We start from the raw sequence: 22,299 nt of genomic DNA on the forward strand, positions 1-22,299 counted from the left end.
TTCATTGATTAAATTGTAAACATTTAAAAGTTTATAAACAATGGCAAAGGTTCACAAAAAAAATAGCCTACTTTGTACAAGGTGCACAAAAAAGGCTTTTATTACTATTCATTCACGATCTCAAGTAGATGAATTGCTAAAAATATAACTAGTCCATCCTCAAAATGCTTTAAATCTATACCAGTTTGTTCCGAAAACTTATCAAGACGATATTGGACAGTATTTCGATGTAAAAAAGCTTTTTTTGAAGTAGCAGTAACATTTAAATTTTGTTGAAGAAAGATTTTTACCGTTGAAAGAATTGGATCATTAATTTTCATATCATTCAAAAATAAATTAGGTAATTCCCTTTGTAAATCATCTGGTAAAAAGGAAAGGATGTAATAAAGCATTTCTTTTGAAAACCAAAGAATATTTTTTTGCTTTTTTACGGATAATGCTTTTTTAAAACATTGATGTTCAATATCAAAATAAAGGCTTAGATTTGCTAATGGTGAATAACGTTTTCCTACAAAAAAGGTAACATCATGGTACAAGTCAGCTGCAATGATTTCTTGCATATGCTCTAAAAACTCTTTGTTAAATGGTTGATCGATTATTTTTTCAATAATGACGCCTTCCTTAGCAGAATTCCAAACCACTATTACTTCTTTATGAAAGAATGCGTTGATTGCTTCTTCAAACTCATTTTTACTCGAGAATAACTGATTGCTATAAAAATGAATAAAACGAATTGAAGTAGGGAGAGAAACTTCGCTTTCGAAAGCGAAAGGATTATGTCCTTTACTGAAAAATAAATAGTGAAACCATTCACTTTGTGCTGATGGCATCAAAATTGCATCTGATTCTATTTTTGTAAAAAGACATTCCAGTAGGTTATTTTGTTCCTCTGATATTGAAACTTTTTTAATCCCGAAAATTTCTTGATTCTCAGTAGAAAACCAAGAATAATCCATATATGTACTCTGATCAGGTGTGACTGAAACAGACTCACTCCCAAATAATGTCTTAATTTTTTCAATCATATTCTATACCTTCCGAAGCATTATTTCATATTAGTTTATCATTGTTAACTAAAATAAAAAAGCTCAGACTGTTGACAAACGCTCGCTTTCTTGTTGCTTCACCTGACTACGGTGCTCATTACCGTCAAAGGTAACTCCGCTCCTCACCAGCCTTCGCGTCTCGAAAGACAAACGCTTGCAATCAGTCTGAGACTCAAGTTTTTTGTATTTTGATACAATAGCCTGTAAACTACTGTTTAAAATTTGAAAGTTCATAAAATAGTCGTATTAAGTTTTCAAGTCCTTGTTCTTTGATCGCAATCTCGTCAAAGACCATTGGTTTAGAGTTAATTTCAAAAATATAGTAATGATTGTTTTGAATTCCGATATCCATTGAGAATTCAAAAAAATGTGCATCGTCCATATTTAATGCATTTCCAGTTTGTCTGACTAATTCTTGTAATAAAGAATAATTTAATTCAATCGGTAGTTCTTCAATAGCAATAATGCTGCCACCTCTAGGTACATGAGTTGTAATTCCATTAAATGTACCTACTCTTACACCGACACCGGAAAGGATATAATTATTTTCATTTTTATGTGCAAGAATTCGTAGATCAAACTTTCTTCCATCTGGTAATTCACTCACTATACCTTGTTGACAAATAAAATCCTCGCTTAATGAACTAAGAAATTTCCAACAATCACTAATTGATTTCACCAATTCTACATGAAATGCATTACGGATTATGACTTCTTTGTCACTTTTCAAGGAGAGCTTAAACACGCCAAATCCCTTTGAAGAATTATGTTTCTTTATATATAGAAATTTCCATTTTTTTAAATAGAAATATAAATCTTTTTCGTTAGTTAATTCGATTGTCTTTGGAATATAACTTTTTAAAAAATCGTTTGAAGATAATATTGACGTTGTTTGTATTTTTGAGAGATATGATTCGTTAAAAAAAGGAATGTTTAGTTCTGAGATTTTTTCTCGGAAATTTTTATAATCAGCGTTCGATTCGTACTGTACAGATGGGATGCGATTATAAATTACGTCTGGTAAAGGGGAAAATAGTTTAAGCCATTTTTTTGTTTTAAAACAAAACGTATAACATGTAACCGAATTACTAGAGAGGGCGGTGGGGGTTAATATGATAGGTATACCGCCATCAGTTAATATCTTCTTACAAATTCTTTTAAAGGTCTTAATATTTCCACTAAAAGGTAGCCGATCATCATTTGTTAATATACCGATAATAGGGCCTAAATGTGTTCCAATTTTTTTCACCTGAAATTGAATGGAATTTGAACAATCGTCTTGAAATGGTAATATAGGAAGCCGATTATGACCTATGGAATATCTTGATTCACTATGGTCATGTGACCAAGTATTTTTATCAAGATGATAAAAAACAGAGATCATTTCATTGAAACCTCGAGTTCATTACCCTTTTTGGAAAGATGAGTAGCATATTCCAAAAATAGTTTTTTGATCTGTTTGTCATTTTCTTGGAAACTAGGATTTGAAAAGATTGATCTTCCAGGTTTAGAATTCGCTTCGAAAAGCCAAATTTTTTCATCTTTATCAACACCTATATCAAATCCAATTTCTCCGATATGTCCATCTACTTGACGATCTAAAGATTCACTAATTTTTAATGCTGCAGTAGATAATTTATCATGTATTCTTTTCGCTTTTTCTTGATCAAATAATTCTTCAAGCGTCTTCACTCGACCACCGTTATTTAAGTGAGTAGTTGTGCTACCTTTTCCTGCTACTTTTGCGGCAATAACCGTTACATGCCACTTTCCTAAAGCATCCTTGTTTGTATGAACTCGAAAATCGACAGGCTGATGCTCGTAACGAATTAGTGAAATACCTTGTTGTACAATGAAGTCGTGTAACTTTGAGCTACGAAAAACATGATTAATTAAAGATTGGAGTGATGAGAATTTTTGAAGTTTATTTGTTTCAAAATCACGATATCTACAATAATAAATTCCTTCTTCTCGATGGTATCGAATTAAAATGACTTTTGAACCGAGGCTACCATTTTCAGGTTTAACATATACAAATTGGTATTGTGATAATAATTCTTCAATCGTGTCAAAATTATGGAACTTTACTGTTTTCGGGAGATAATGAGCAACTGATTCCTCATTTTTTAATTTTAAATATAAGTCCCATTTATTAAAGAATCCAGGATTAAACCATGGGATTTTGTATTCTTTTTCTAGTTTTTGACGTACACGTTTAATTGATTTATGAACCTCAACTTTTCGATTTGGTAACCTATTATAAATAACCGTTGGAAAAGGAACGACCTCTTTGGTCCATCTTTTATTTGTAAAGAAATACCCTTGAATTGTTTCAGATTCCCAATCGATTCCATGAGTACCAAATAAAAATATAAAGCTATTTTTTTGATTATTTTCAGCTATTAAGTTTGCAAACATAAAGCTACGATCACCGATAGGGCGAAGTAGTGACTCAGTAAAGCCGGCGGTGAAAATTCCGACTAATGGTCCAAGTTGTAAAGTATTTCCGATAATAATTGGCTCAATAGAACCTTCAAAAGGTATACAGAGCATTTCGGCTAAATGCTCTGATATCGAAATAATATTGTGAAGTGTATTCATCGTAACTAGTTGACAAGGGTATTTTTTTTGACCAAAAGCAAGATATTCAATATTTCTAGAAGTAGTAAGCTCTTCAGGTATACATACTAGGTTCTTACTCTGTCGATGAGTAACGATTTTATAAACTTCATTCATTATTTAATTTCACTTCTTTCGCTTTTAGATTTCGATTGTAAATGTAAACAATACTGAATTGGTGCTGAGTAAAGCTTTTGTTGGATAGAAGGGTCGGTTTGAAGAAGAACTTTTCTACCAGGCTTTGAATTCACATCTAAAATCCAAATGGCTTGATTTGAATCGATGCCTAAATCTAAACCAATTTCAAATAAAGGAAGAAAATTCTTTTCAAGGGTGATTGGTAATTGTTTACAAATTGTCTCAATATCTTGCTGTAATATTAAAGCAGTTCTTTGATTGAATTGAGTGATCCATTCCTCAAATGGAACTGCATTACTTCCTGCACTTAAATTTGCAACAATTGAATTAGGCTGACCGATGCGAACACCTTTTCCAACTGCTTGCCACTCACCATTTTCATTTTTTTGTAAAAGGATCCTTAAATCAAATGCTTCACGTGATTTTGTTTGGAGGTCTAAATAATTTTGATAAACATAACCTTTTGATTCAACAATCGGTTGTAGCCACTCAAAAAATTCATCTCTTGTTTCGTAAACAGTTTCAATTACTTCCTTTTGTTTTTGAGTTGAAACACTAATTGAATATGCACTTAACGTAATAAAATAAATATTGATTCCTCTTGAGCCATGGATGGGTTTAATGACGAGCTTGCGCGTTTTTCTAAGTTCTTCAAAAAATACAGCTAGGTGTAATAGTTTCTTTGTTTTAGGGATATATGGATTTAAACTTTCATCATTTGCTAGAGCCTGATAAGTTTCCCATTTTCCAGGTAATCCATATCCTAAAAAAGTGATGTCTTTACGTTTTTTTAGCCAGTCAACAATAGGCTTTGCCTGCTTACTTTTAATGCTTGGGGAATAGAAGCATCGATCATAAATATAATTCGGTATTTCAAATGTTGTTTTCTCCCATTGTTCTGTTTCTGCTATATACTTCCAGCCCATAATTTCTTCAGAACCTGGTTGAATATTAAAAGGGGTAAATTGAACGAATTCATAACCAAGTTTACTTGCTTCTTTCGCCATATGTTGAACGTATTCACCTTCTTGTCTTTCTTTAAGAGATAAATAACCTATTCTCATTCTTTTCACTCCTTGTACTTATAAATATGATTGAACAAGAGAAAAAATAGCTTTTGTTGAAGGTCTAATTTTTTGAGTAGGGTCTGAAACTTGTAATTCCTTAGATGGTTTTGAATTTATTTCGATAACCCAAGGGTTAAATTGATTGTCTATAGCGAGATCCACACCAAACTCAGCGAATAATCCATCAAAGGAGGAGTCTATACATATACAGCATTCGATGGCTAACTCAATCAATAACTTTTTAAAGTGAATTCGCTCTTTCTTTGGTAAATATTGACCTAAAAATTCATCAATTTTTTGAATGTCTCCCCCGCGGGCCAAATTGCTCACAAACTGTGTAGGATGACCAATCCTTGCTACAGTTGAAGTTACTTCCCATTTATTAAATTTATTTTTATGACATAAAAATCTAAAATCAACGAGTCGATCATCCTTACTGATTAAAGGTAAGCCTTCTTGGATGATAAAAGTCCGCTTATTTAATTGCTGTTTAATTGGATGAAATAGTTGAGAAATTGATTTATATTCAACTTCTACTTCAGAATTTTGACTATTTTTTAAACGATACAAATCTGTATCTTTTGTAACTTTAAAAATGTTTCTTCCTTGACTACCGTGAATTGGTTTAATAAAAACCGTTTCATATTTTTGGATAAAATTTTCTAATTGTTCGACTGAGCAGCATTCCTCAGTGTATGGAACGTATGGCTTTATATAGGCTGTATCAATTAGTGCTTTAAAAACTTCAAGCTTATTTAAGAAGCGAGCATTAAAAAAAGGTACTTGTTGACTTGTTAGCGAAGAATTAAGTAATTTAAACTCTTTCGTTCGTTCAAGTCTTCTCGAATGAATTCGATTATGGATGATTGAAGGGGCAGATACATTCATTAAAGTCCAGCCATTTTCTGAACGCTTATATCCTTTTAATTCATTCGTTAGTAGTTTTTTAAATGTAGTTACATAGAAATCAATTTCAGAGTCTCCGCATAACTCTGATAGTTCCTCACAAAGTGTCGATATTGAACCGAGTGGATTTAATGACTCCTCATTGATTGAATCAGTTACTACAACAAAAGATTGGGGTTCTTGATTTTTAGGAAAAGATTGCAATGATTCTCCTCCTTTCCAAAATAATTGTCGTTGTATACTATGTGATATTCGCCTAGTTGGTGAATGCCTTTAGGAAATTTTTAGGGAAGAAAGTTTGATTTGTTTTAGAAAAACTGACATATAATAGAATGTTTGCTATAGTGGAGATACAAAAGTTTATAGGAGGTAGTAACATGTCTGTAAATATTTATGATATTGCATACTCACTACAAAACGCTTTTAAGGAGCAACCAGAATTTAAAAACTTACAATCACTATACTCACAAGTATTAGCTGATCCAAATGCGAAACCATTATTTATGGAATTTCAAAATTTCCAAAAAGTGATGCAACAAAAAATGTATTCAGGTGAAGCGGTTACACCTGAAGAAAATGCAAAAGGTCAAGAAATTGTTGCAAGAGTGTCTCAAAATCCTTTAATTGCAAACTTAATGCAAGTGGAACAAAGACTTAATTTAGTCATCCAAGATGTAAATAAAATTGTCATGAGTCCATTAGAAGAATTTTATAAATCTTTACTTGAACTTTAATATTTAAAAGGCAGGATAAGAAAAGGATCTTTTAATTCTTTTTCTTTTTCCTGCCTTACTTAAAATCCTTGTTTATAAATAAGAGAGACTTCATTGATTTGGAGTCTTTTTTAATATAAGTATGGATATAATAACAGCCTACATTGTTCTAATTAAATGAAGCATGTCATATATTCTAGTAAGGTATTTCTTCGCGAAATGGGGGAGATTAAGTGATTTATAAGTTACTTGCAATTAATATAGATGGTACTTTATTGCAATCCAATGGAAAACTCTCAAAAGAATCGAAAGAAGCGGTTGAATACGTTCAAGACAAAGGGATTTATGTAACCTTATATACAAGTAGAAATTTCCAAGCTACAAAAAAAATCGCAAAAGCTCTTAAGGTTAATAACCTTTTGGTCTCTCACTCAGGTGCCTTTATCTCTTCAAAGCTTGATGAACCATTATTTGAAAAGAGAATTGAAGAGGAAGAAGCTTATGAAATCGTTAAAAAACTAGAAAAATATGATTGTAATATTCGTTTGTCACATGAACATTTTTCAATTGGAAATCGAAAAAAATTACAATCTAACTTAGTGGCAAAAGCAGTTTTATCAAATGCTGATCCTGTCTTTTATCCAATCCAATTTGTTGAATCACTTTCAGATAGCATTCTGGAAAATTCAATATCTCCGTTAAAAATTGAATGTTATTTCTCCGATGAAGTAGAGAAAAATAATGTGAAAAAAGAATTGAATGCAAAGTATCCACATCTTGATTGCTTATGTGATGAAGATCGCAAAATTGAAATCGTTCGAAAAGGAATTTCAAAATATTCAGGCTTAAAACGATTAGGTGAACATCTCGGAATTTCTTATCACGAGATGGTTGTAATCGGAGATAATTATAGTGATTTACCATTAATCGAGCATGCAGGTTTAGGAGTTGCTATGTCAAATGCTCCTGTAGAGATTAAAAAAGTTGCAGACTGGATTACAAGATCAAATGATCAAAATGGTGTTCCATATATGATCAAGGAGCATTTCAGGAAACAATTCCCACTACCATTCTTAAAAACACATTTAAAAATCGAAAAATAAATATAAGCCTGGCTTTCAAGAGAATCCTCTTCGAAAACCAGGCTTTTTTACACTTTAAGAAAGTATAGATTGGCAACAAGGAAGTTAATTCGACGTGGGGGCCAATTTTAGGAATAAAGTATAAGTGCAACTACTCCTCTGTTTTTACCTAAAAGACTTGCCAATCGGCGAGTTTTCTTTGCCTTATTTTAAATAATTGACCTCGTTACTCTTTAATTTTATACTTAAGTGATAACTTAAAAAGGTGATAAAAAATGAAAATATATATTAATGGGTTAGAGGATATTCGTTTTCAAAGACCGTTAGAGCTTTTAGCTCAACTGTTTTTTGAAGACTGTGATGTATCGTTAGAAAAAATAGATGTAGATATAGAAGTAAGTTTTGAGTTAGATGAAATAAATAAACAAGTATCCGGTAAATTAGGTACGCAATTCCAAGCAAATACAAGCTATGTAGATGGTAAAGATGCTAGAGAATCATTTAAATTTAAAAAGAAAGCAGTTAACTTTGTCTTTTTATCATTACTACAAGAGCATACTGGAATTCAGCAAAAGTGGGGAATCTTAACTGGTATTCGACCAACGAAGCTCCTTCATTCCAAACTTAAAGCTGGTGTATCAAAGGAAATGGCTCATGAAGAGCTAAGAAATGACTATTTAATACATGACGAAAAAATTGAATTAATGCAATCAATCGTTGATCGTCAATTAAAAGTAATACCAGATTTATATAACTTGCAGAATGAAGTTAGTCTTTATATAGGGATCCCTTATTGCCCTACTAAGTGTGCTTATTGCACATTCCCTGCTTATGCTATTCAAGGGAAACAAGGTGCAGTCGATTCATTTTTATATGGATTACATTATGAAATGGAAAAAGTCGGCGAATTTCTAAAGGAACGTGGAATTAATATTACTACGATTTATTATGGCGGAGGGACACCTACTAGTATTACAGCAGAAGAAATGGACTTACTGTATGCTAAAATGCACGAATCATTTCCAAATATGAAGCAGGTTCGTGAAATTACGGTGGAGGCCGGTAGACCTGATACAATTACACCCGAAAAATTAGATGTTTTAAATAAATGGAATATTGATCGAATTAGTATTAATCCACAGTCTTATATTCAAGAAACTTTAAAAGCGATTGGAAGACATCATACTGTAGATGAAACAATAACAAAGTATCATTTAGCCCGTGAAATGGGGATGAATAATATAAATATGGATTTGATTATTGGTTTACCTGGAGAAGGTTTAAAAGAATTCCAATATACATTAGATGAAACGGAAAAGTTAATGCCTGAATCCTTGACTGTTCACACACTTTCATTTAAAAGAGCTTCAGAAATGACACAAAACAAACAAAAATATAAAGTTGCAGATCGAGATGAAGTGCAGCAAATGATGAATGAAGCAACGGTTTGGACAAAAAATCATAACTATCATCCATACTATTTATATCGTCAAAAAAATATATTAGGTAATCTTGAGAATATTGGATACTCTGTTGATGGTCAAGAAAGCTTGTATAATATATTAATTATGGAAGAAGAACAAACAATTATTGGTTTAGGCTGTGGTGCATCTAGTAAATTTGTAAATCCAGAAACTCGCCAAATAACACGTTTTGCTAATGCGAAAGATCCTAAATCATATAATGAGGGTTATGAGCATTATACAAATGCAAAAATCAAGATTTTAGATGAGTTATTTTCGAAAAGTAATCAATCAAATTAATGAAAAATAAAGGAAAATCCCCTTGTGATGTTTAATGTTTAAATTAACCATGAAATTAAGGGGGATTTTTTTATGTCAATTTCGAACACGGCAGAACATGTTTTATTAAGAAAAGAGGGACGAGTTGCAACTGTTGTATTTAATCGTCCTGAAGTATTGAATGCAATGAATGAAGATACATTCAGACAATTTCGAGATGTATTGGATGAAATCGCTAGCTCAGATGTTGATGTGGTCGTTCTATGTGGAAATGGCAAAGGTTTCTCTTCAGGTGGGGATTTAAAATCGATGCTAAGTAATACAGATGAGTCTGCTTTTGGTCCAGTAATGGATTTAATTACAGATGTGGTAGTTAAATTATATACTTTACCTAAAATCGTTATTAGTGCGATTCATGGACCAGCTGCTGGTATAGGTCTAAGTTTTGCTCTTGCTAGTGATTTTGTTCTTGCTCACGAATCAGGTGTATTGGCAATGAACTTTATTGGAATTGGCTTAATACCTGATGGTGGTGCACATTACTTTTTAGAAAAAAGACTAGGTGAAGCAAAAGCTAAACAACTGATCTGGGAAGGTAAAAAACTAAATGGAACTCAAGCGCTTGAAATCGGTTTAATTGATGAAGTAATTAGTGGTGACTTTGAACAAAAAATTAATGAAAGAGTGAAGTCTATACTTCAAAAACCTGTAAGTGCGATGATTCAAACAAAACAAATATACTGTAACGGTAACTTAGAGTCTTTAAAAAATGTACTTTTATTTGAAAAAGAAGGACAAAGTGCAATGAGAAGAACAGCAGATCATCAGGAAGGTGTACAGGCATTTTTACAAAAGAGACTGCCGGTTTTTACTGGTAAATAAGGATCGTAAAATCGACTGGTTTCGGTCGATTTTTTTGGTGTAGAAGGAAAGAAAAGATGTACAAATAAAATCAACAAAAGTAAAATTTAATAACCCGAAATAGTAATTAACAATAAATTTGTTATAATCTTTTAATGACTATTTACTATCACACCACTATTTTCTTTCTGTAATTCTATGTTTTTAATATAAATAAGATTAAATCAATAAAAATTAGATTGTCTATTTTCTATTATGCACTAGTCTTTGTTAGTTAAATTTTGTCTAAAAATGAAAAATAAACTTAACAGTTGTTTTACGAAATGGTTAATTTTAAAATACAAGACTACAAGTTTTTCTCCACACATGGTAGAATGTTGACATTCTCAGTTTTGGGAGAGTGGTTAGATTGAAAAAGATTCAAAGCAATTCACGTACTACGTCAAGAGCGAAAAGAAAAAAAACTAAAGTCATTTTATTTGGATCAATTGGAATCGTACTGATCCTAATAGCATTTATTTCGTATTCCATTTTTTCGTCGAATGATAATAAGGCAGGAACTCAAAAAAGTGCTTATGCATCGGCAAAAAACAGCGAAAAGAATGATGATAATGGTGTGAAAGAAACATCAACAACTGTTCAAACAGTTGATGATGACGATTCAGATGGCACGGCACCGGAAACACCGGAACAAACGGGTGGGCAAAATGGTGCGAAGCATGTTACAAGCTATGATCGAAATTCCCAAGACTGGCAGGCAATGTTACAGACAATCTCTTCTGCTGCTGGAATAGATTCAAGCAATATGACTGTATGGTTTTTAGGAAGTGACAAAAGTAATCCAGGCGGCTCAGTCGGGACTGTATCAGCAAAGACAAGAGGATCGCAAAAATATCGAGTATATCTTATATGGGATGGCTCCGGCTATAAAGCTACAAAAGTTGAACCTACTTCATAAAATGTAAATAGGATGCACTTAAAGCTAATCCAAAGGGCTGTCGAGAAATTCTCGACAGTCTATTTTTAAATGATTATTAATTGTCTTCAGAAGCAGAAGTTCAAAGAGTGGTCACTTGGATTGGTACTTTAAACTAATTTTGATAAAAAACAAAAAAGCTGCGATAAATGTTCGCAGCTTCTTTTTTATTATGGATGAAATAAAAGAAGTTTACCAGTTTGACTAATGCAACGGTGGGTTTTATCAAGTGCACCGATTGTAGTAAGTTTTTCTGTACCAATATTTTTTGCTTCTAAGTCAGAATTAGCTTCAAATTGTTCATCGACAATTGATTCGCCACTTTTTTCAAAAGCAGTAATTCGATAAGTTGCCATGTCCTAGACCTCCCTAAAGTAGTTACGATATTACTATTTTGGCATAAATTGAAAAGCTGTGTAAAGTAATAATTTGAATTATAAAAAAATTCAGTGCAGATTTGAAATTTTGGCATTTGGAGGTTTTAACAGATTTTAAGAATTGTTAGATTATGTCTTAATTTTTTGTATGAACATTGTTGGGCTAAGTATCTATTTTAACGTATAATAGGATAAGTAAAACGACTAATACATAAATTGATTTTCCTATTTTTATTTTGTGAAATTGATTTTCCAAAATATTTTAAGCTAATTACTTAAGTAGAGCTTTAGGAAGCATATACAAAATGGAGGTACTTATGGATAAAAAAGTATATGATTATGAAGTTGGCGAACGTTTTGTAACATTTTTATTTGTCAAAGCTGTTACGAAAGGTGTAGCAAGTAATCAAAAAACATTCTTATCTTTAACTTTACAAGATCAAAGTGGAGATATTGAGGCGAAGCTTTGGGATATTTCTTCAGAGCAAGAAGAAGCGTATGTAGAAGGAACTGTTGTAAAAGTTGAAGGGGAGCTACACGATTATAGAGGAAAACTTCAACTTAAGCTACGCCAAATTCGTCCAACTAAAGATACGGACGAAGTTAATCCAGAAGATTTTTTCGCAAGAGCACCAGTTTCTAAAGAAGAATTATATGAGAAAATTACTTCATACATTAATAATATGACCAATGAAAAACTTAAAAAGCTTACTGAATATCTAGTATTAAAAAATCAGGAGGATTTTCTTGATTTTCCAGCGGCAACTAAGAATCACCATGAATTTGTTTCTGGTTTAGCATACCATGTATTTTGTATGTTGAAATTAGGTGAATCAATTGCGAATTTATATCCTTCGATTAATAAAGATTTACTATATGCCGGAATCATACTACATGATTTAGGAAAAGTAAGAGAATTATCTGGTCCAGTTTCAACAAAGTATACTGTCGAAGGTAATTTGTTAGGCCATATCTCACTTATGGCAATTGAAATTGGAAATGCCTCAATCGAACTAGGTATTGAGGGAGAAGAGGTTACTGTTCTGCAGCATCTTATTTTAAGTCATCACGGCAAGTATGAGTACGGTAGTCCCAAACTACCTTTAATTAAAGAAGCTGAAATATTACATTATATTGATAATATTGATGCAAAAATGAATATGTTAGACCGCGCACTTGAAAGAGTTGAACCGGGAGAATATACAGAGCGTATTTTCCCATTAGAAAATCGTAGTTTTTACAAACCAAAATTTTAAATTAATCATACTTCCTCTTTATTAGCCATATAATGAAGCAAATGCTTGTCTACTAAGGAGGAAAATCAATGCCAATATTACCATTTTGGATGTATATCGTGATCTTAGGAATTTTTGTAAGTGGATTTATGGTGCTTTACACCTCTAAACAAGAAAGAGATGCAGATGAAGCTTTCATTGAAAAAGAGGGAGAAATTTACTTACAAAGAATTAAAGAAGAAAGAGAACGAAGAGAGCAATTACTTATTAACTCTGAGATTTCATCTAATTAAAAAACCTGCCAATTAGGCAGGTTTCAGACTGTTGACAAACGCTCGCTTTCTTCGTTGCTTCGCCTGTCTGCGGTGCTCATTACCGTCTAAGGTAACTCCGCTCCTCACCAGGCTTCGCGCCTCGAAAGACAAGCGCTTGCAATCAGTCTGAAAATCAAGTTTTTAGTATACTTTGTCTACACACTAAAAAACCTGCCAATTAGGCAGGTTTTTTTTTATGATTTTTTCACTTGGCTTTCTAAGTCTTTATCTTTTACTTTAAATTTAGCTTTTTTAAGAAGTTCATCAGAGAATGCTGAGAAGTTTTCTTGGCTTAGCTTAGACTCAGCAATTTTTTTGCGAGCATCTTTTTCGTTAGCAGTCTTTTTACCAGTTAATTTAATAACATGGTATCCAAATTGAGATTTAACTGGTTGGCTAATTTCCCCAACTTTTAATTTATAAGCAGCTGCTTCGAATTCAGGTACCATAGCACCTTCTCCAAAATAGCCTAAATCTCCACCTTTATCTTTTGAACCAGTGTCAGTAGAATATTTTTTTGCTTCTGCAGCAAAATCTGCGCCTTTAGCTAATTCTTCTTCGACTTTTTTAGCTGTAGCTTCATCTTTTACTAAAATATGACTAGCTCTAATTTCTGGTTTATATTTTGCAAGGTCAGCTTTTGTTACTGAAGCTTCAGCAGCTTTTTCAGTTAATAAATCAATTTTAACACGATCTTTAAATGCTGCTTCATCTTTAAATCCGTACTGAGCTAAGAAAGCTTTAAATTGGTCACCATTTTGTGTTTTATACTCATTGAACTTTGCGTCAACATCTTTATCACTAACTTTGTAGTTTTTCTTTAAATAATCTTCAATAGCCATTTGCTTAATCATTGCTAATCCTGCTGTATCCTTCATCTTATTATATAAATCTTTAGATGTGATATCTCCCGCATTAGATGTAGCAACAACATCGTTACTAATACCAGCAGATCCACATGCTGCTAGTCCGAATACTGAGGTAGCTAAAACTGCAGATACGATTAACTTTTTCATTTAAACATCTCCTAAAAAAAATTTTGCTTATTAAAGTATAGAGCGTAAACCTTAATTTTTCCTTTATTTAGACATACCTTTGACTGGAAATTACTTCACTTAATATAACATATTTTTCCTCAATGTGACAAAGTTTATCCAAAAAAAGAATAATTTGGTATACTTTTTAATTAAAAATTAGTCAATTTTAAGGAATCTTGAACTAGTTTTAAATGAAATATAGGCAATATGAGAGTAAGGTTAATAAATAATTGTAGATTTCAATTTTATTTAGATCGAATTTTATATTTTATCTCCTGACTTTGCCTAAAAATCATGCTTATCCTCTAAATTAAAAACTTGTCAATCGTGACATTCGCCCAATCAATTAAGGCATTCGTCTATATATTATTATGGATTACTTTTAGGAGGGTGGAAAAATGGAGGGGAAAACATCGCATGAATTTGTATTAATCGTGATCCTGTTTATTTTATTAATCATTATTGGGTGTTCATTTTTATAAGTAGTATGAATCTTCAAAAATGAAGGTTATTTATACATTTGCCCAGACCATTTTTTACTACACGCATAAGATAAGATATGTAGCAAAAGGAGGTGTGAATGATGGGCGTAGGATTCCATGGTGGAGGATTTGCGTTAATCGTTGTATTGTTCATCTTATTAATTATCGTAGGAGCAGCTTGCATCTAATTCGTAAATAAGACAAATATTCGACCGGAGGTATTGTACCTCCGGTTGAGTTTTTATTCCAGAATTAAAATTAGTTAATGATCTACATATTCTTTGTTTATAGAAATTTAGAAATTGAAATGGTAATGGGTTGAGGGTTTCAAAGAGGTATTTATGTGAAATTTTGAACAAAAGTGGCCGAAATAAAAAGCGGAAGGATTTAATTAATCTTACCCCGCTTCTATTTGATTGTACAATTTCAATGAAATATAAACTGAAATTGTAACTTTAAAGAAGATATTAAGGTTTCTTAATTAAACGATTATCTTCTTCAATAAATTCTTTATCTATATTACCTAACGTTGTTTCAAATATATCCATAAAATCTTTTCCATAAATATTACGTAAAATAGCCATAATTTCCATATTTTCTGGAAATTTACCATAAAATTCTTTTAATGGTAAAGTACCTTGAAAAACTGAATTTGTCTCTGGATCAAATTCTCCTAGGATCTCTAATAGCATATCTTTACCTTTTTCTGTTAATTCAATATACGTATTACGTTTATCTTCTACTTTCTTAGAAAACACTAATAAACCACGTTCTTCTAGCTTTTTAGAGAAGTTAAAAGCAGTCGATACGTGCATTACACCAAATTTAGCAATTTCAGAAATAGACGCACCCTTTAAGTGGAAGGCGATCATTAAAATATGATGTTCATTGATATTTAAATCATAGGGCTTGATCCATTGTTGCCAGTCCTTTTCAACTGACTTCCATAATGCTTTAGAAATTTGGGCAATTCTTTGACTAAAAATCAAAGCTTCTTTCATTGTGTATAATTTTTGTTCAGTTTTCATCAATTCACCTTCTTTTCTATTTAACTATCTATTTATTATTATGCCAATAATATGTGAAGAAATAAAGAACTTTTAGTTAGAATTTTTAAAAATTTTCACAAAGTAGTTGATAAAATTCTACATTTTTATATTATAATTAAGTGTTATGGGTTTTAAAAATTATGTTTATATAATAATTTTAGTGAAACTATAGAGTGATTGCCGATAAAATATTATTGGTAATATAGTAAATATATAATATAAATCTTTAAAAATATAGTATAAAATGCAGAATTTAGATGGAATTTAAATGAAAAAAACAAAAACAGGAGATATTCACTCTCCTGTTTTTGTTTTTAAATGGGACTATTTTATTATTTTTTAATAATGTTATTTTCGATAGATTTTGCAATCTCTTGAAGCGTTTCATTTGTGTATTGATTTTGATTTGAAAGCCATTTTACATCAAAGCCATCATAATTTCCGTATCGTGGTAAAATATGCATATGATAATGAAATACAGTTTGACCTGAAACTTCACCGCTATTATTTAAAATATTTACACCTTGAACATTAAAAGTTTCTTTCATTGCATTAGCAATATGAGGTACTTTTCGGAAGTATGTACTAGCTGTCTCTTCACTCATTTCGAATATGTTTTCAACATGATCCTTTGGAATGACTAATGTGTGTCCTTTTGTAACTTGACTTAAATCTAAAAAAGCTAAAACATCATCATCCTCGTATACTTTTGAAGCTGGAATGCTACCTTCAACAATTTTGCAGAAAATACAATTAGCGTCATGTGCCATTTTTTATACTTCCTTTCACTTTTTTCCTTATTTTAACATAGGGGTAGGTCAAAGTGGAAATAGGTCAGGGGAAAATAAACAAGAAGCAACCTATGTTGCTTCTTGATGAAGGGGAAAGATTATTGGAGTAATTATAAATTGTCTTTAATAGACACCTCATTTGCTTAAATGTTCAATAAATTGGTACACCTTATAATAAATTTATATGCTCTGGTCGAGACACCTCATTTACAAATTGGTATACTAAAACCTTTGTTTATAAGTGATAATGTTCAAGCTAACCATCTCCTTTGATGTTTTCACTGCTGTTTTGTACAACGATGTTTTATCTTTGGAGACACTTCACTTCAACGAAATATCCTTGCATAGGTTTGAACGCAAATTAAATTACCTTTAACACACACCTCATTTCAAATTTTGAACTGGAAAGTGTGTTGCTTTCCCTTCAAGAATTATGATGCCCTGTAATAAAGAAAGTATGCAAAAACAATGAAAAACTTTTAAAAGTCGTGAAAGTAGGGAGAACCAAGAAGGAATGAAGCATCCTGAAGTGGAAATCAACATGACTTTATTTATTTAATTTACAGCTTCTTTTCAACAACATAAAACAAGAAGCAACCTAGGTTGCTCCTTGATGAAGGGGAAAGATTATTGGAGTAATTATAAATTGTCTTTAACAGACACCTCATTTGCTTAAATGTTCAATAAATTGGTACACCTTAAAATAAATTTATATGCTCTGCTCGAGACACCTCATTTACAAATTGGTATACTAAAACCTTTGTTTTTAAGTGATAATGTTCAAGCTAACCATCTCCTTTGATATTTTCACTGCTGTTTATACAACGATGTTTTATCTTGGGAGACATTTCACTTTAACGAACTATCCTTGCACAGGTTTGAACGCAAATTAAATTTCCTTTAACACACACCTCATTTCAATTTTTTGAATTAGAAAGTGTGTTGCTTTCCCTTCAAGAATTATGATGCCCTGCAGTAAAGAAAGTATTCTCAAAAGCAGAAGAAAATTTCAAAGTCATCGAAGGATAAGGTGAATGGCTAGAAAACCGAGTGGGACTTGAAAAGAAGACATGATTTAAAGAAATATACCTTTAAGTTAATTATTAGTTAATCGGATCAATAAGAGTATAGATAATAGAAGGAAGTAGCTTAATGTAAACATCTTTTTATAAATAAGTTGATTAGAACGAAAGAATATTCGACTCCTTTGGGAAATGCGGGAAGTCTGAGACCCCGCAGGCTCGCCGAGGAGGCTAAAGAATCACGCCCCATGGAAAGCGAGAATCATCCTGTAGTGGAAATCAACATCACTCTACTCCTTTTACGAATATTTGGTAATTTAAATGAGGTTCTTTTTAATCAACATAAAACAAGGAGCAACCAATAGTTGCTCCTTGATGAAGGGGAAAGATGATAGAAAAGATTTTAGGTTAATAAGTTAAATTGTCTTTAACAGACACCTCATTTGCTTTAATGTTCAATAAATTGGTACACCTATAAATAAATTATATGTTCTGCTCGAGACACCTCATTTACAAATTGGTATACTAATGACCTTTGTTTTTATAGATCATGTTCAAGCGCACCATCTCCTTAGATTTTTGCATTGCTGAATATGACAACGATGTTAATCTTTGGAGATACCTCATTTCACTTAAACAATTATCTGACTTAGGTTTGAACGCAAATTAAATTTCCTTTAACACACACCTCATTTCAAATTTTGAACTGGAAAGTGTGTTGCTTTCCCTTCAAGAATTATAATACCCTTAACCTAAAATAGTATTCAAAAAAAGAAGGATTTTTTTTTACTATTCCATAAATATGATAATAAGGAAGTTAAGATTATTATTTGATACAATAAAATTTAGAGGAAAAGTACATTTGAAAGGATTTGTAAAGAATGACTTTATTACATGTAAAAGATGTCACAGGTGGATACACTAGACAGCCTGTCATTAAAGATGTTTCATTTACGATAAATAGGAATGAGCTAGTTGGATTAATCGGGTTAAATGGTGCCGGTAAGAGTACGACAATAAAACATATTTTAGGCCTTTTGAAGCCATCTAAAGGTGACATATTAATTAATGGTGAATCATTTGATAAAGATCCAACTGCATATCGTGCCAGCATATCATATGTTCCTGAAACACCGATGATTTATGATGAATTAACTTTACAGGAACATCTTGAAATTACAGCCTTGGCATATAATATTCCTGAAAAGGATTTTAAAAAACGTAGTGAAGAGTTATTAAAAACATTTAGGTTATATGATAAAAGAAAATATTTTCCTTCGACATTCTCTAAAGGGATGAAACAAAAAGTAATGATCATTTGTGCCCTTATTGTCCAACCACAGTTATACATAATAGATGAACCTTTTTTAGGGCTTGATCCAATCGCGATTAATGATTTACTTGAGATTTTAAACAATGAAAAAGAAAAAGGAGCAGGCATTTTAATGTCTACTCATATTTTATCGACTGCTCAAATTTATTGTGATTCATTTATTATTTTGCATGAAGGAGTAATTATTGCAAAAGGTACATTAAACGAATTACAAACTCAATATAATATGCCAAATGCCTCATTGGACGAAATTTATATTTTTGCAACGAAGGAAAAAGAAATATGAATACGATAAAAGAATTATGGTTGGCACGGTTTAGGAGCTTCATAAAGGAAATGAGTAAATATGGTCGTTATATTTTTAATGATCATATAAAATTTGTGATTGTTTTTGGGTTTGGAGGAGGAGCATATTATTATCAACAAATGCTAAAAACAATTTCTCCAGACTTTCCGGTTATTATATTAATCTCTATCCTTTTCAGTATTCTTGTTGTAACAGGTCAAGTAACTACTTTTTTTAAAGGACCTGATTTACATTATTTACTACCTTTAGAAAAAAAGATGAAAAATTATTTTGTCCGATCTTTTTTAATTACGTACGTCGTTCAAGTTTATTTAATGTTAATGATGTTAGGTGTGATTTATCCAATTTATAAGAAATTTTCGCTAGGACAAACAACAAGTTTTATCGTCTTTATGGTAATAATTTTGTTATTAAAAGGATATAATCTTTTTGTTTCATTCTTACATCTTACAAATAGTGGTGTATTAAACCGAGCTTTTGATTATTGTTTAAGGTTTCTAGGTACTTTCTTATTTATTTATGGATTATTAAGTAAATGGAGCAGTTTTTTCCTTTTAATAATGATCGTAATTTTAGCTGTTTATGCATTAACGATTCAAATAGGTAGTAAAAATAAAAGAGTACAATGGGAAAGAAATGTTAAACTTGATACTTCAAGATTATCGACTTTCTATCGGTTTGCGAATATGTTTACTGATGTACCGTCTATTCAACAACAAGTTAAGCGAAGAAAATGGGCCGATCCAATCATTAATAAAATTAAAATGAGAAATGCTGCGAATTATTTACTAGTTCGTACATTTATCAGAAATGGTAACTATTTAAGTATGTTTTTAAGACAACTTTTCGTAGGTGGGTTTGTAGTTTACTTGGTGCCAACTACAATTGGTAAAATATTGATGGGCATTTTATTTCTTTACGTAATCTCCCTACAGAATATGTCAATTTTAAAACAGTATAACTACCATTTGTTGTGGAAAATTTATCCTTATACAAATGAAGAAAATAAAAAATCTATTTCGACACTTTTGTATATACTACTAATAATATGTAGTCTAGTTTTTAGTATCATTGGTTTAATAAAGGGCTTATCAATTTTAAACTTTATTATTGCAATCGTTGTGTATACTTTATTTTCAATGTGGTTAATTAAATTTTATGTGCATAAAAGGTTAAGTAAGCCACAAAAATTGTAAAGGGTGGACAAAATGGATTCTTATGAACTTCGTATTCAGTACGAACTATCTAGATGGAAACAAAAAGTAATGTCCGATTCAAATATTTTTCAAACATCTGCAAAAAAAGTTCAGTTAAAGCTTCAATCATTATTGCCAGAACAAATCCAAGAACTGCTTACAAAAACCGTTAAAAATATGATGGTTTTATTTATGGGAGGATCTACTGTTTTTAATGGCAGTGGTGAAGAGTATGAAGCATTAACACTTAGAGAAAGAGATTTAATCTTAGATAAAAAGTTAAACGAGTACAAAAAGATTTCAGCTGTAGAAGGTGCTGGTACTGGAGCTGGTGGAATATTACTCGGACTTGCCGATTTTCCGTTATTACTAGGAATAAAAATTAGGTTTTTAGTTGAGGCAGCAAAAATATATGGCTACTCGCCTAAAGATGAGCTTGAACGACAATTCATGCTGTATATTTTTCAACTTGCTTTTTCAAGTGATAGCCACCGGAAAAAAGTATTTCAGGTTATTGAAAAGTGGGAAGATAAAGTGGATGAAAATCCCCAAGTCAATTGGGAGCAATTGCAACTAGAATATCGAGATCATATCGATTTAGCAAAACTTCTACAATTAGTACCGATAATTGGAGCCCCGGTTGGAGCTTATGTAAATTATCAACTTCTTGAACAATTAGGTGAAACTGCTAAAAATGCTTATCGATTAAGGTATATGAAGAAGAAGGAAGATCTTATCTAGAGAGTTACATACTAAAAGGAGAACTAAAAAGTTCTCCTTTTTTTTATTTTTGCTCAACTAATTTTTGTGATTGTTTTAATGAAGCTAATGTCACAGACCCTAGTGTTTTTGCTGCAATTAGCATAGCTTTTTCGTCAAAATCAAATTTTGGATGGTGATGTGGATATGCTTCTGTAGCCTGTGGAGGTTTTGCTCCTGTGAAGAAGAAAGTTCCTGGTACTTTTTGTAAGTAGTATGCGAAATCTTCTCCGCCCATTTTAGGGTCCATTTCTTTTAAGTGACTAACTTCATCAATTGATTCGGCTACTTTAACTAGCAAATCAGTTTCTATTTCATGATTTACTACTGGAGGATATCCATCATCGTACTTATATTCGTATGTAACATCATTTGCTAGACAAATTCCTTTAATAATTCTAGCTATTTGTTTTTTTACTTTTTCTTGTGTTTCCTTTTTGAACGTACGAACCGTTCCTATTAATGTTGCTCGATCGGCGATTACATTAAAAGCATTTTTTGCTTCGAAACTTCCAATCGATAAGACTACTGTGTCAATTGGATTTGTTTCTCGACTAACAACTTGTTGAAGTGCCATTACAAGTTGACTAGCAATTACAATACTGTCTTTTGTTCGATGGGGTTCCGCACCATGACCACCTTGACCTTGGATTGTGATTGAAAAACGATCAGCTGCCGCCATGATTGGTCCTTTTCGATAACCAATTGTTCCTAATTCTTCAATTGCCCACAAATGAGTTCCATAAACTTCATCAACACCGTCTAAACATCCATCAGCAATCATAGAAATTGCTCCACCTGGTGCATATTCTTCTGCATGTTGGTGAAGTAACACAACTTTACCGTCCCATGACTCTTTTTGCTCATGAATTGCTTTTGCTAAATATAATAGTGTAGCAGTGTGACCATCATGACCACATGCATGCATAACGCCAGGTACTTTTGAGGAATAAGGAACATTTTTCTCATCTTGAATCGGTAGTGCGTCAAAATCAGCTCGTAAAGCGATTGTTTTCCCAGGGTTTCGACCATTAATTGTAGCAACAACACCATTTCCACCGACATTTGATTTAAATGGAATATTTAATTGTTGATAAAAGTTTTGAATGAATTTTGCTGTCTCGTATTCTTTAAATGAAAGCTCAGGATTTTCATGTAGGTATCTTCGTGTAGATACCATTTCCGGATAATATGAATCTAATAAAGAAAATAAATCTGACATTATTTCACCCTCCTACTTACTATCT

At 31.8% G+C, this 22,299-nt stretch carries 22 protein-coding genes; 12 read left to right on the forward strand and 10 right to left on the reverse strand.

Going from position 1 to position 22,299, the window contains the following annotated elements; genetic code table 11:
* Window positions 1-104 precede the first annotated feature (104 nt).
* From ACFVR2_RS07890 to ACFVR2_RS07910, 5 genes are all read right to left on the reverse strand, one after another.
* Window positions 105-1,025, reverse strand: a complete 921-nt coding sequence (locus tag ACFVR2_RS07890) for a PucR family transcriptional regulator (protein ID WP_387360536.1) — start codon at window positions 1,023-1,025, stop codon at window positions 105-107.
* Window positions 1,026-1,254: 229 nt separating this feature from the next.
* The gene (locus ACFVR2_RS07895) at window positions 1,255-2,430 is read right to left on the reverse strand and encodes a YheC/YheD family endospore coat-associated protein (protein WP_387360538.1); all 1,176 of its coding nucleotides are present in this window, start codon (window positions 2,428-2,430) and stop codon (window positions 1,255-1,257) included.
* Window positions 2,427-3,782, reverse strand: a complete 1,356-nt coding sequence (locus tag ACFVR2_RS07900) for a YheC/YheD family endospore coat-associated protein (RefSeq protein ID WP_387360540.1) — start codon at window positions 3,780-3,782, stop codon at window positions 2,427-2,429. The genes ACFVR2_RS07895 and ACFVR2_RS07900 overlap by 4 nt, the downstream gene beginning before the upstream one ends.
* Window positions 3,782-4,867: a YheC/YheD family endospore coat-associated protein gene (locus tag ACFVR2_RS07905; protein ID WP_387360542.1), complete on the reverse strand. Its 1,086-nt coding sequence runs from the start codon at window positions 4,865-4,867 to the stop codon at window positions 3,782-3,784. The genes ACFVR2_RS07900 and ACFVR2_RS07905 overlap by 1 nt, the downstream gene beginning before the upstream one ends.
* An 18-nt stretch (window positions 4,868-4,885) precedes the next feature.
* Entirely contained in the window at window positions 4,886-5,980 is a 1,095-nt protein-coding gene (locus tag ACFVR2_RS07910) for a YheC/YheD family endospore coat-associated protein (protein ID WP_387360545.1), read from the reverse strand.
* Window positions 5,981-6,153: 173 nt separating this feature from the next.
* On the opposite strand from ACFVR2_RS07910, the gene ACFVR2_RS07915 reads away from it, so the two are divergent.
* The 5 genes from ACFVR2_RS07915 (at window position 6,154) to ACFVR2_RS07935 (ending at window position 11,132) form a co-directional block, all read left to right on the forward strand.
* The gene (locus ACFVR2_RS07915; protein ID WP_387360547.1) at window positions 6,154-6,510 is read left to right on the forward strand and encodes a YlbF/YmcA family competence regulator; all 357 of its coding nucleotides are present in this window, start codon (window positions 6,154-6,156) and stop codon (window positions 6,508-6,510) included.
* Between the two features lie 212 nt (window positions 6,511-6,722).
* Window positions 6,723-7,592, forward strand: a complete 870-nt coding sequence (locus tag ACFVR2_RS07920; protein ID WP_387360549.1) for a Cof-type HAD-IIB family hydrolase — start codon at window positions 6,723-6,725, stop codon at window positions 7,590-7,592.
* Window positions 7,593-7,846: 254 nt separating this feature from the next.
* A complete protein-coding gene (locus tag ACFVR2_RS07925) occupies window positions 7,847-9,334 on the forward strand; it encodes a coproporphyrinogen III oxidase (protein WP_387360551.1) in 1,488 nt (495 codons plus the stop codon).
* Window positions 9,335-9,406: 72 nt separating this feature from the next.
* Window positions 9,407-10,195 (forward strand): enoyl-CoA hydratase, encoded by a 789-nt coding sequence (locus ACFVR2_RS07930; protein ID WP_387360553.1) that lies wholly within the window; start codon window positions 9,407-9,409, stop codon window positions 10,193-10,195.
* A gap of 388 nt (window positions 10,196-10,583) precedes the next feature.
* Window positions 10,584-11,132, forward strand: coding sequence for a YrrS family protein (locus ACFVR2_RS07935; RefSeq protein WP_387360555.1), 549 nt, complete (start codon window positions 10,584-10,586; stop codon window positions 11,130-11,132).
* 188 nt (window positions 11,133-11,320) lie between these two features.
* Here the strand turns inward: ACFVR2_RS07935 and ACFVR2_RS07940 are convergent, their stop codons facing one another.
* Window positions 11,321-11,506, reverse strand: coding sequence for a YhzD family protein (locus ACFVR2_RS07940; RefSeq protein ID WP_056472075.1), 186 nt, complete (start codon window positions 11,504-11,506; stop codon window positions 11,321-11,323).
* A gap of 338 nt (window positions 11,507-11,844) precedes the next feature.
* Here ACFVR2_RS07940 and yhaM point away from each other — a divergent pair, with 338 nt between their 5' ends.
* Complete coding sequence (gene yhaM, locus ACFVR2_RS07945) at window positions 11,845-12,783, forward strand: 3'-5' exoribonuclease YhaM (RefSeq protein ID WP_248266758.1); 939 nt, start codon at window positions 11,845-11,847, stop codon at window positions 12,781-12,783.
* A 68-nt stretch (window positions 12,784-12,851) separates the two neighbouring features.
* Entirely contained in the window at window positions 12,852-13,055 is a 204-nt protein-coding gene (locus tag ACFVR2_RS07950) for a sporulation YhaL family protein (RefSeq protein ID WP_056472082.1), read from the forward strand.
* Between the two features lie 215 nt (window positions 13,056-13,270).
* Here ACFVR2_RS07950 and ACFVR2_RS07955 read toward each other — a convergent pair whose 3' ends face one another.
* Window positions 13,271-14,092 (reverse strand): peptidylprolyl isomerase, encoded by an 822-nt coding sequence (locus ACFVR2_RS07955; RefSeq protein WP_387360557.1) that lies wholly within the window; start codon window positions 14,090-14,092, stop codon window positions 13,271-13,273.
* 419 nt (window positions 14,093-14,511) lie between these two features.
* On the opposite strand from ACFVR2_RS07955, the gene ACFVR2_RS07960 reads away from it, so the two are divergent.
* Window positions 14,512-14,595, forward strand: a complete 84-nt coding sequence (locus tag ACFVR2_RS07960) for a YjcZ family sporulation protein (protein ID WP_387361719.1) — start codon at window positions 14,512-14,514, stop codon at window positions 14,593-14,595.
* A gap of 98 nt (window positions 14,596-14,693) precedes the next feature.
* The gene (locus tag ACFVR2_RS07965) at window positions 14,694-14,783 is read left to right on the forward strand and encodes a YjcZ family sporulation protein (RefSeq protein ID WP_097973758.1); all 90 of its coding nucleotides are present in this window, start codon (window positions 14,694-14,696) and stop codon (window positions 14,781-14,783) included.
* 279 nt (window positions 14,784-15,062) lie between these two features.
* Here ACFVR2_RS07965 and ACFVR2_RS07970 read toward each other — a convergent pair whose 3' ends face one another.
* Entirely contained in the window at window positions 15,063-15,623 is a 561-nt protein-coding gene (locus ACFVR2_RS07970) for an HTH-type transcriptional regulator Hpr (RefSeq protein ID WP_097973757.1), read from the reverse strand.
* A 353-nt stretch (window positions 15,624-15,976) separates the two neighbouring features.
* Entirely contained in the window at window positions 15,977-16,414 is a 438-nt protein-coding gene (locus ACFVR2_RS07975) for an HIT family protein (protein WP_387360559.1), read from the reverse strand.
* A 1,924-nt stretch (window positions 16,415-18,338) separates the two neighbouring features.
* On the opposite strand from ACFVR2_RS07975, the gene ACFVR2_RS07980 reads away from it, so the two are divergent.
* From ACFVR2_RS07980 to ACFVR2_RS07990, 3 genes are read left to right on the forward strand one after another with little or no spacing between them, the layout of a single operon-like run.
* Window positions 18,339-19,076 carry an ABC transporter ATP-binding protein gene (locus ACFVR2_RS07980; protein WP_098233652.1) on the forward strand — a complete coding sequence of 246 codons (738 nt, stop codon included), beginning with the start codon at window positions 18,339-18,341 and terminating at the stop codon, window positions 19,074-19,076.
* Window positions 19,073-20,293 carry an ABC transporter permease gene (locus ACFVR2_RS07985; RefSeq protein ID WP_387360561.1) on the forward strand — a complete coding sequence of 407 codons (1,221 nt, stop codon included), beginning with the start codon at window positions 19,073-19,075 and terminating at the stop codon, window positions 20,291-20,293. The genes ACFVR2_RS07980 and ACFVR2_RS07985 overlap by 4 nt, the downstream gene beginning before the upstream one ends.
* A gap of 12 nt (window positions 20,294-20,305) precedes the next feature.
* Window positions 20,306-21,034 carry an EcsC family protein gene (locus ACFVR2_RS07990; protein ID WP_387360563.1) on the forward strand — a complete coding sequence of 243 codons (729 nt, stop codon included), beginning with the start codon at window positions 20,306-20,308 and terminating at the stop codon, window positions 21,032-21,034.
* 43 nt (window positions 21,035-21,077) lie between these two features.
* Here the strand turns inward: ACFVR2_RS07990 and ACFVR2_RS07995 are convergent, their stop codons facing one another.
* Window positions 21,078-22,277 carry a M20 family metallopeptidase gene (locus tag ACFVR2_RS07995; RefSeq protein WP_387361721.1) on the reverse strand — a complete coding sequence of 400 codons (1,200 nt, stop codon included), beginning with the start codon at window positions 22,275-22,277 and terminating at the stop codon, window positions 21,078-21,080.
* Window positions 22,278-22,299 lie beyond the last annotated feature (22 nt).

The organism is Gottfriedia sp. NPDC057991 (assembly GCF_042886615.1).
Taxonomy (GTDB): domain Bacteria; phylum Bacillota; class Bacilli; order Bacillales; family Bacillaceae_G; genus Gottfriedia.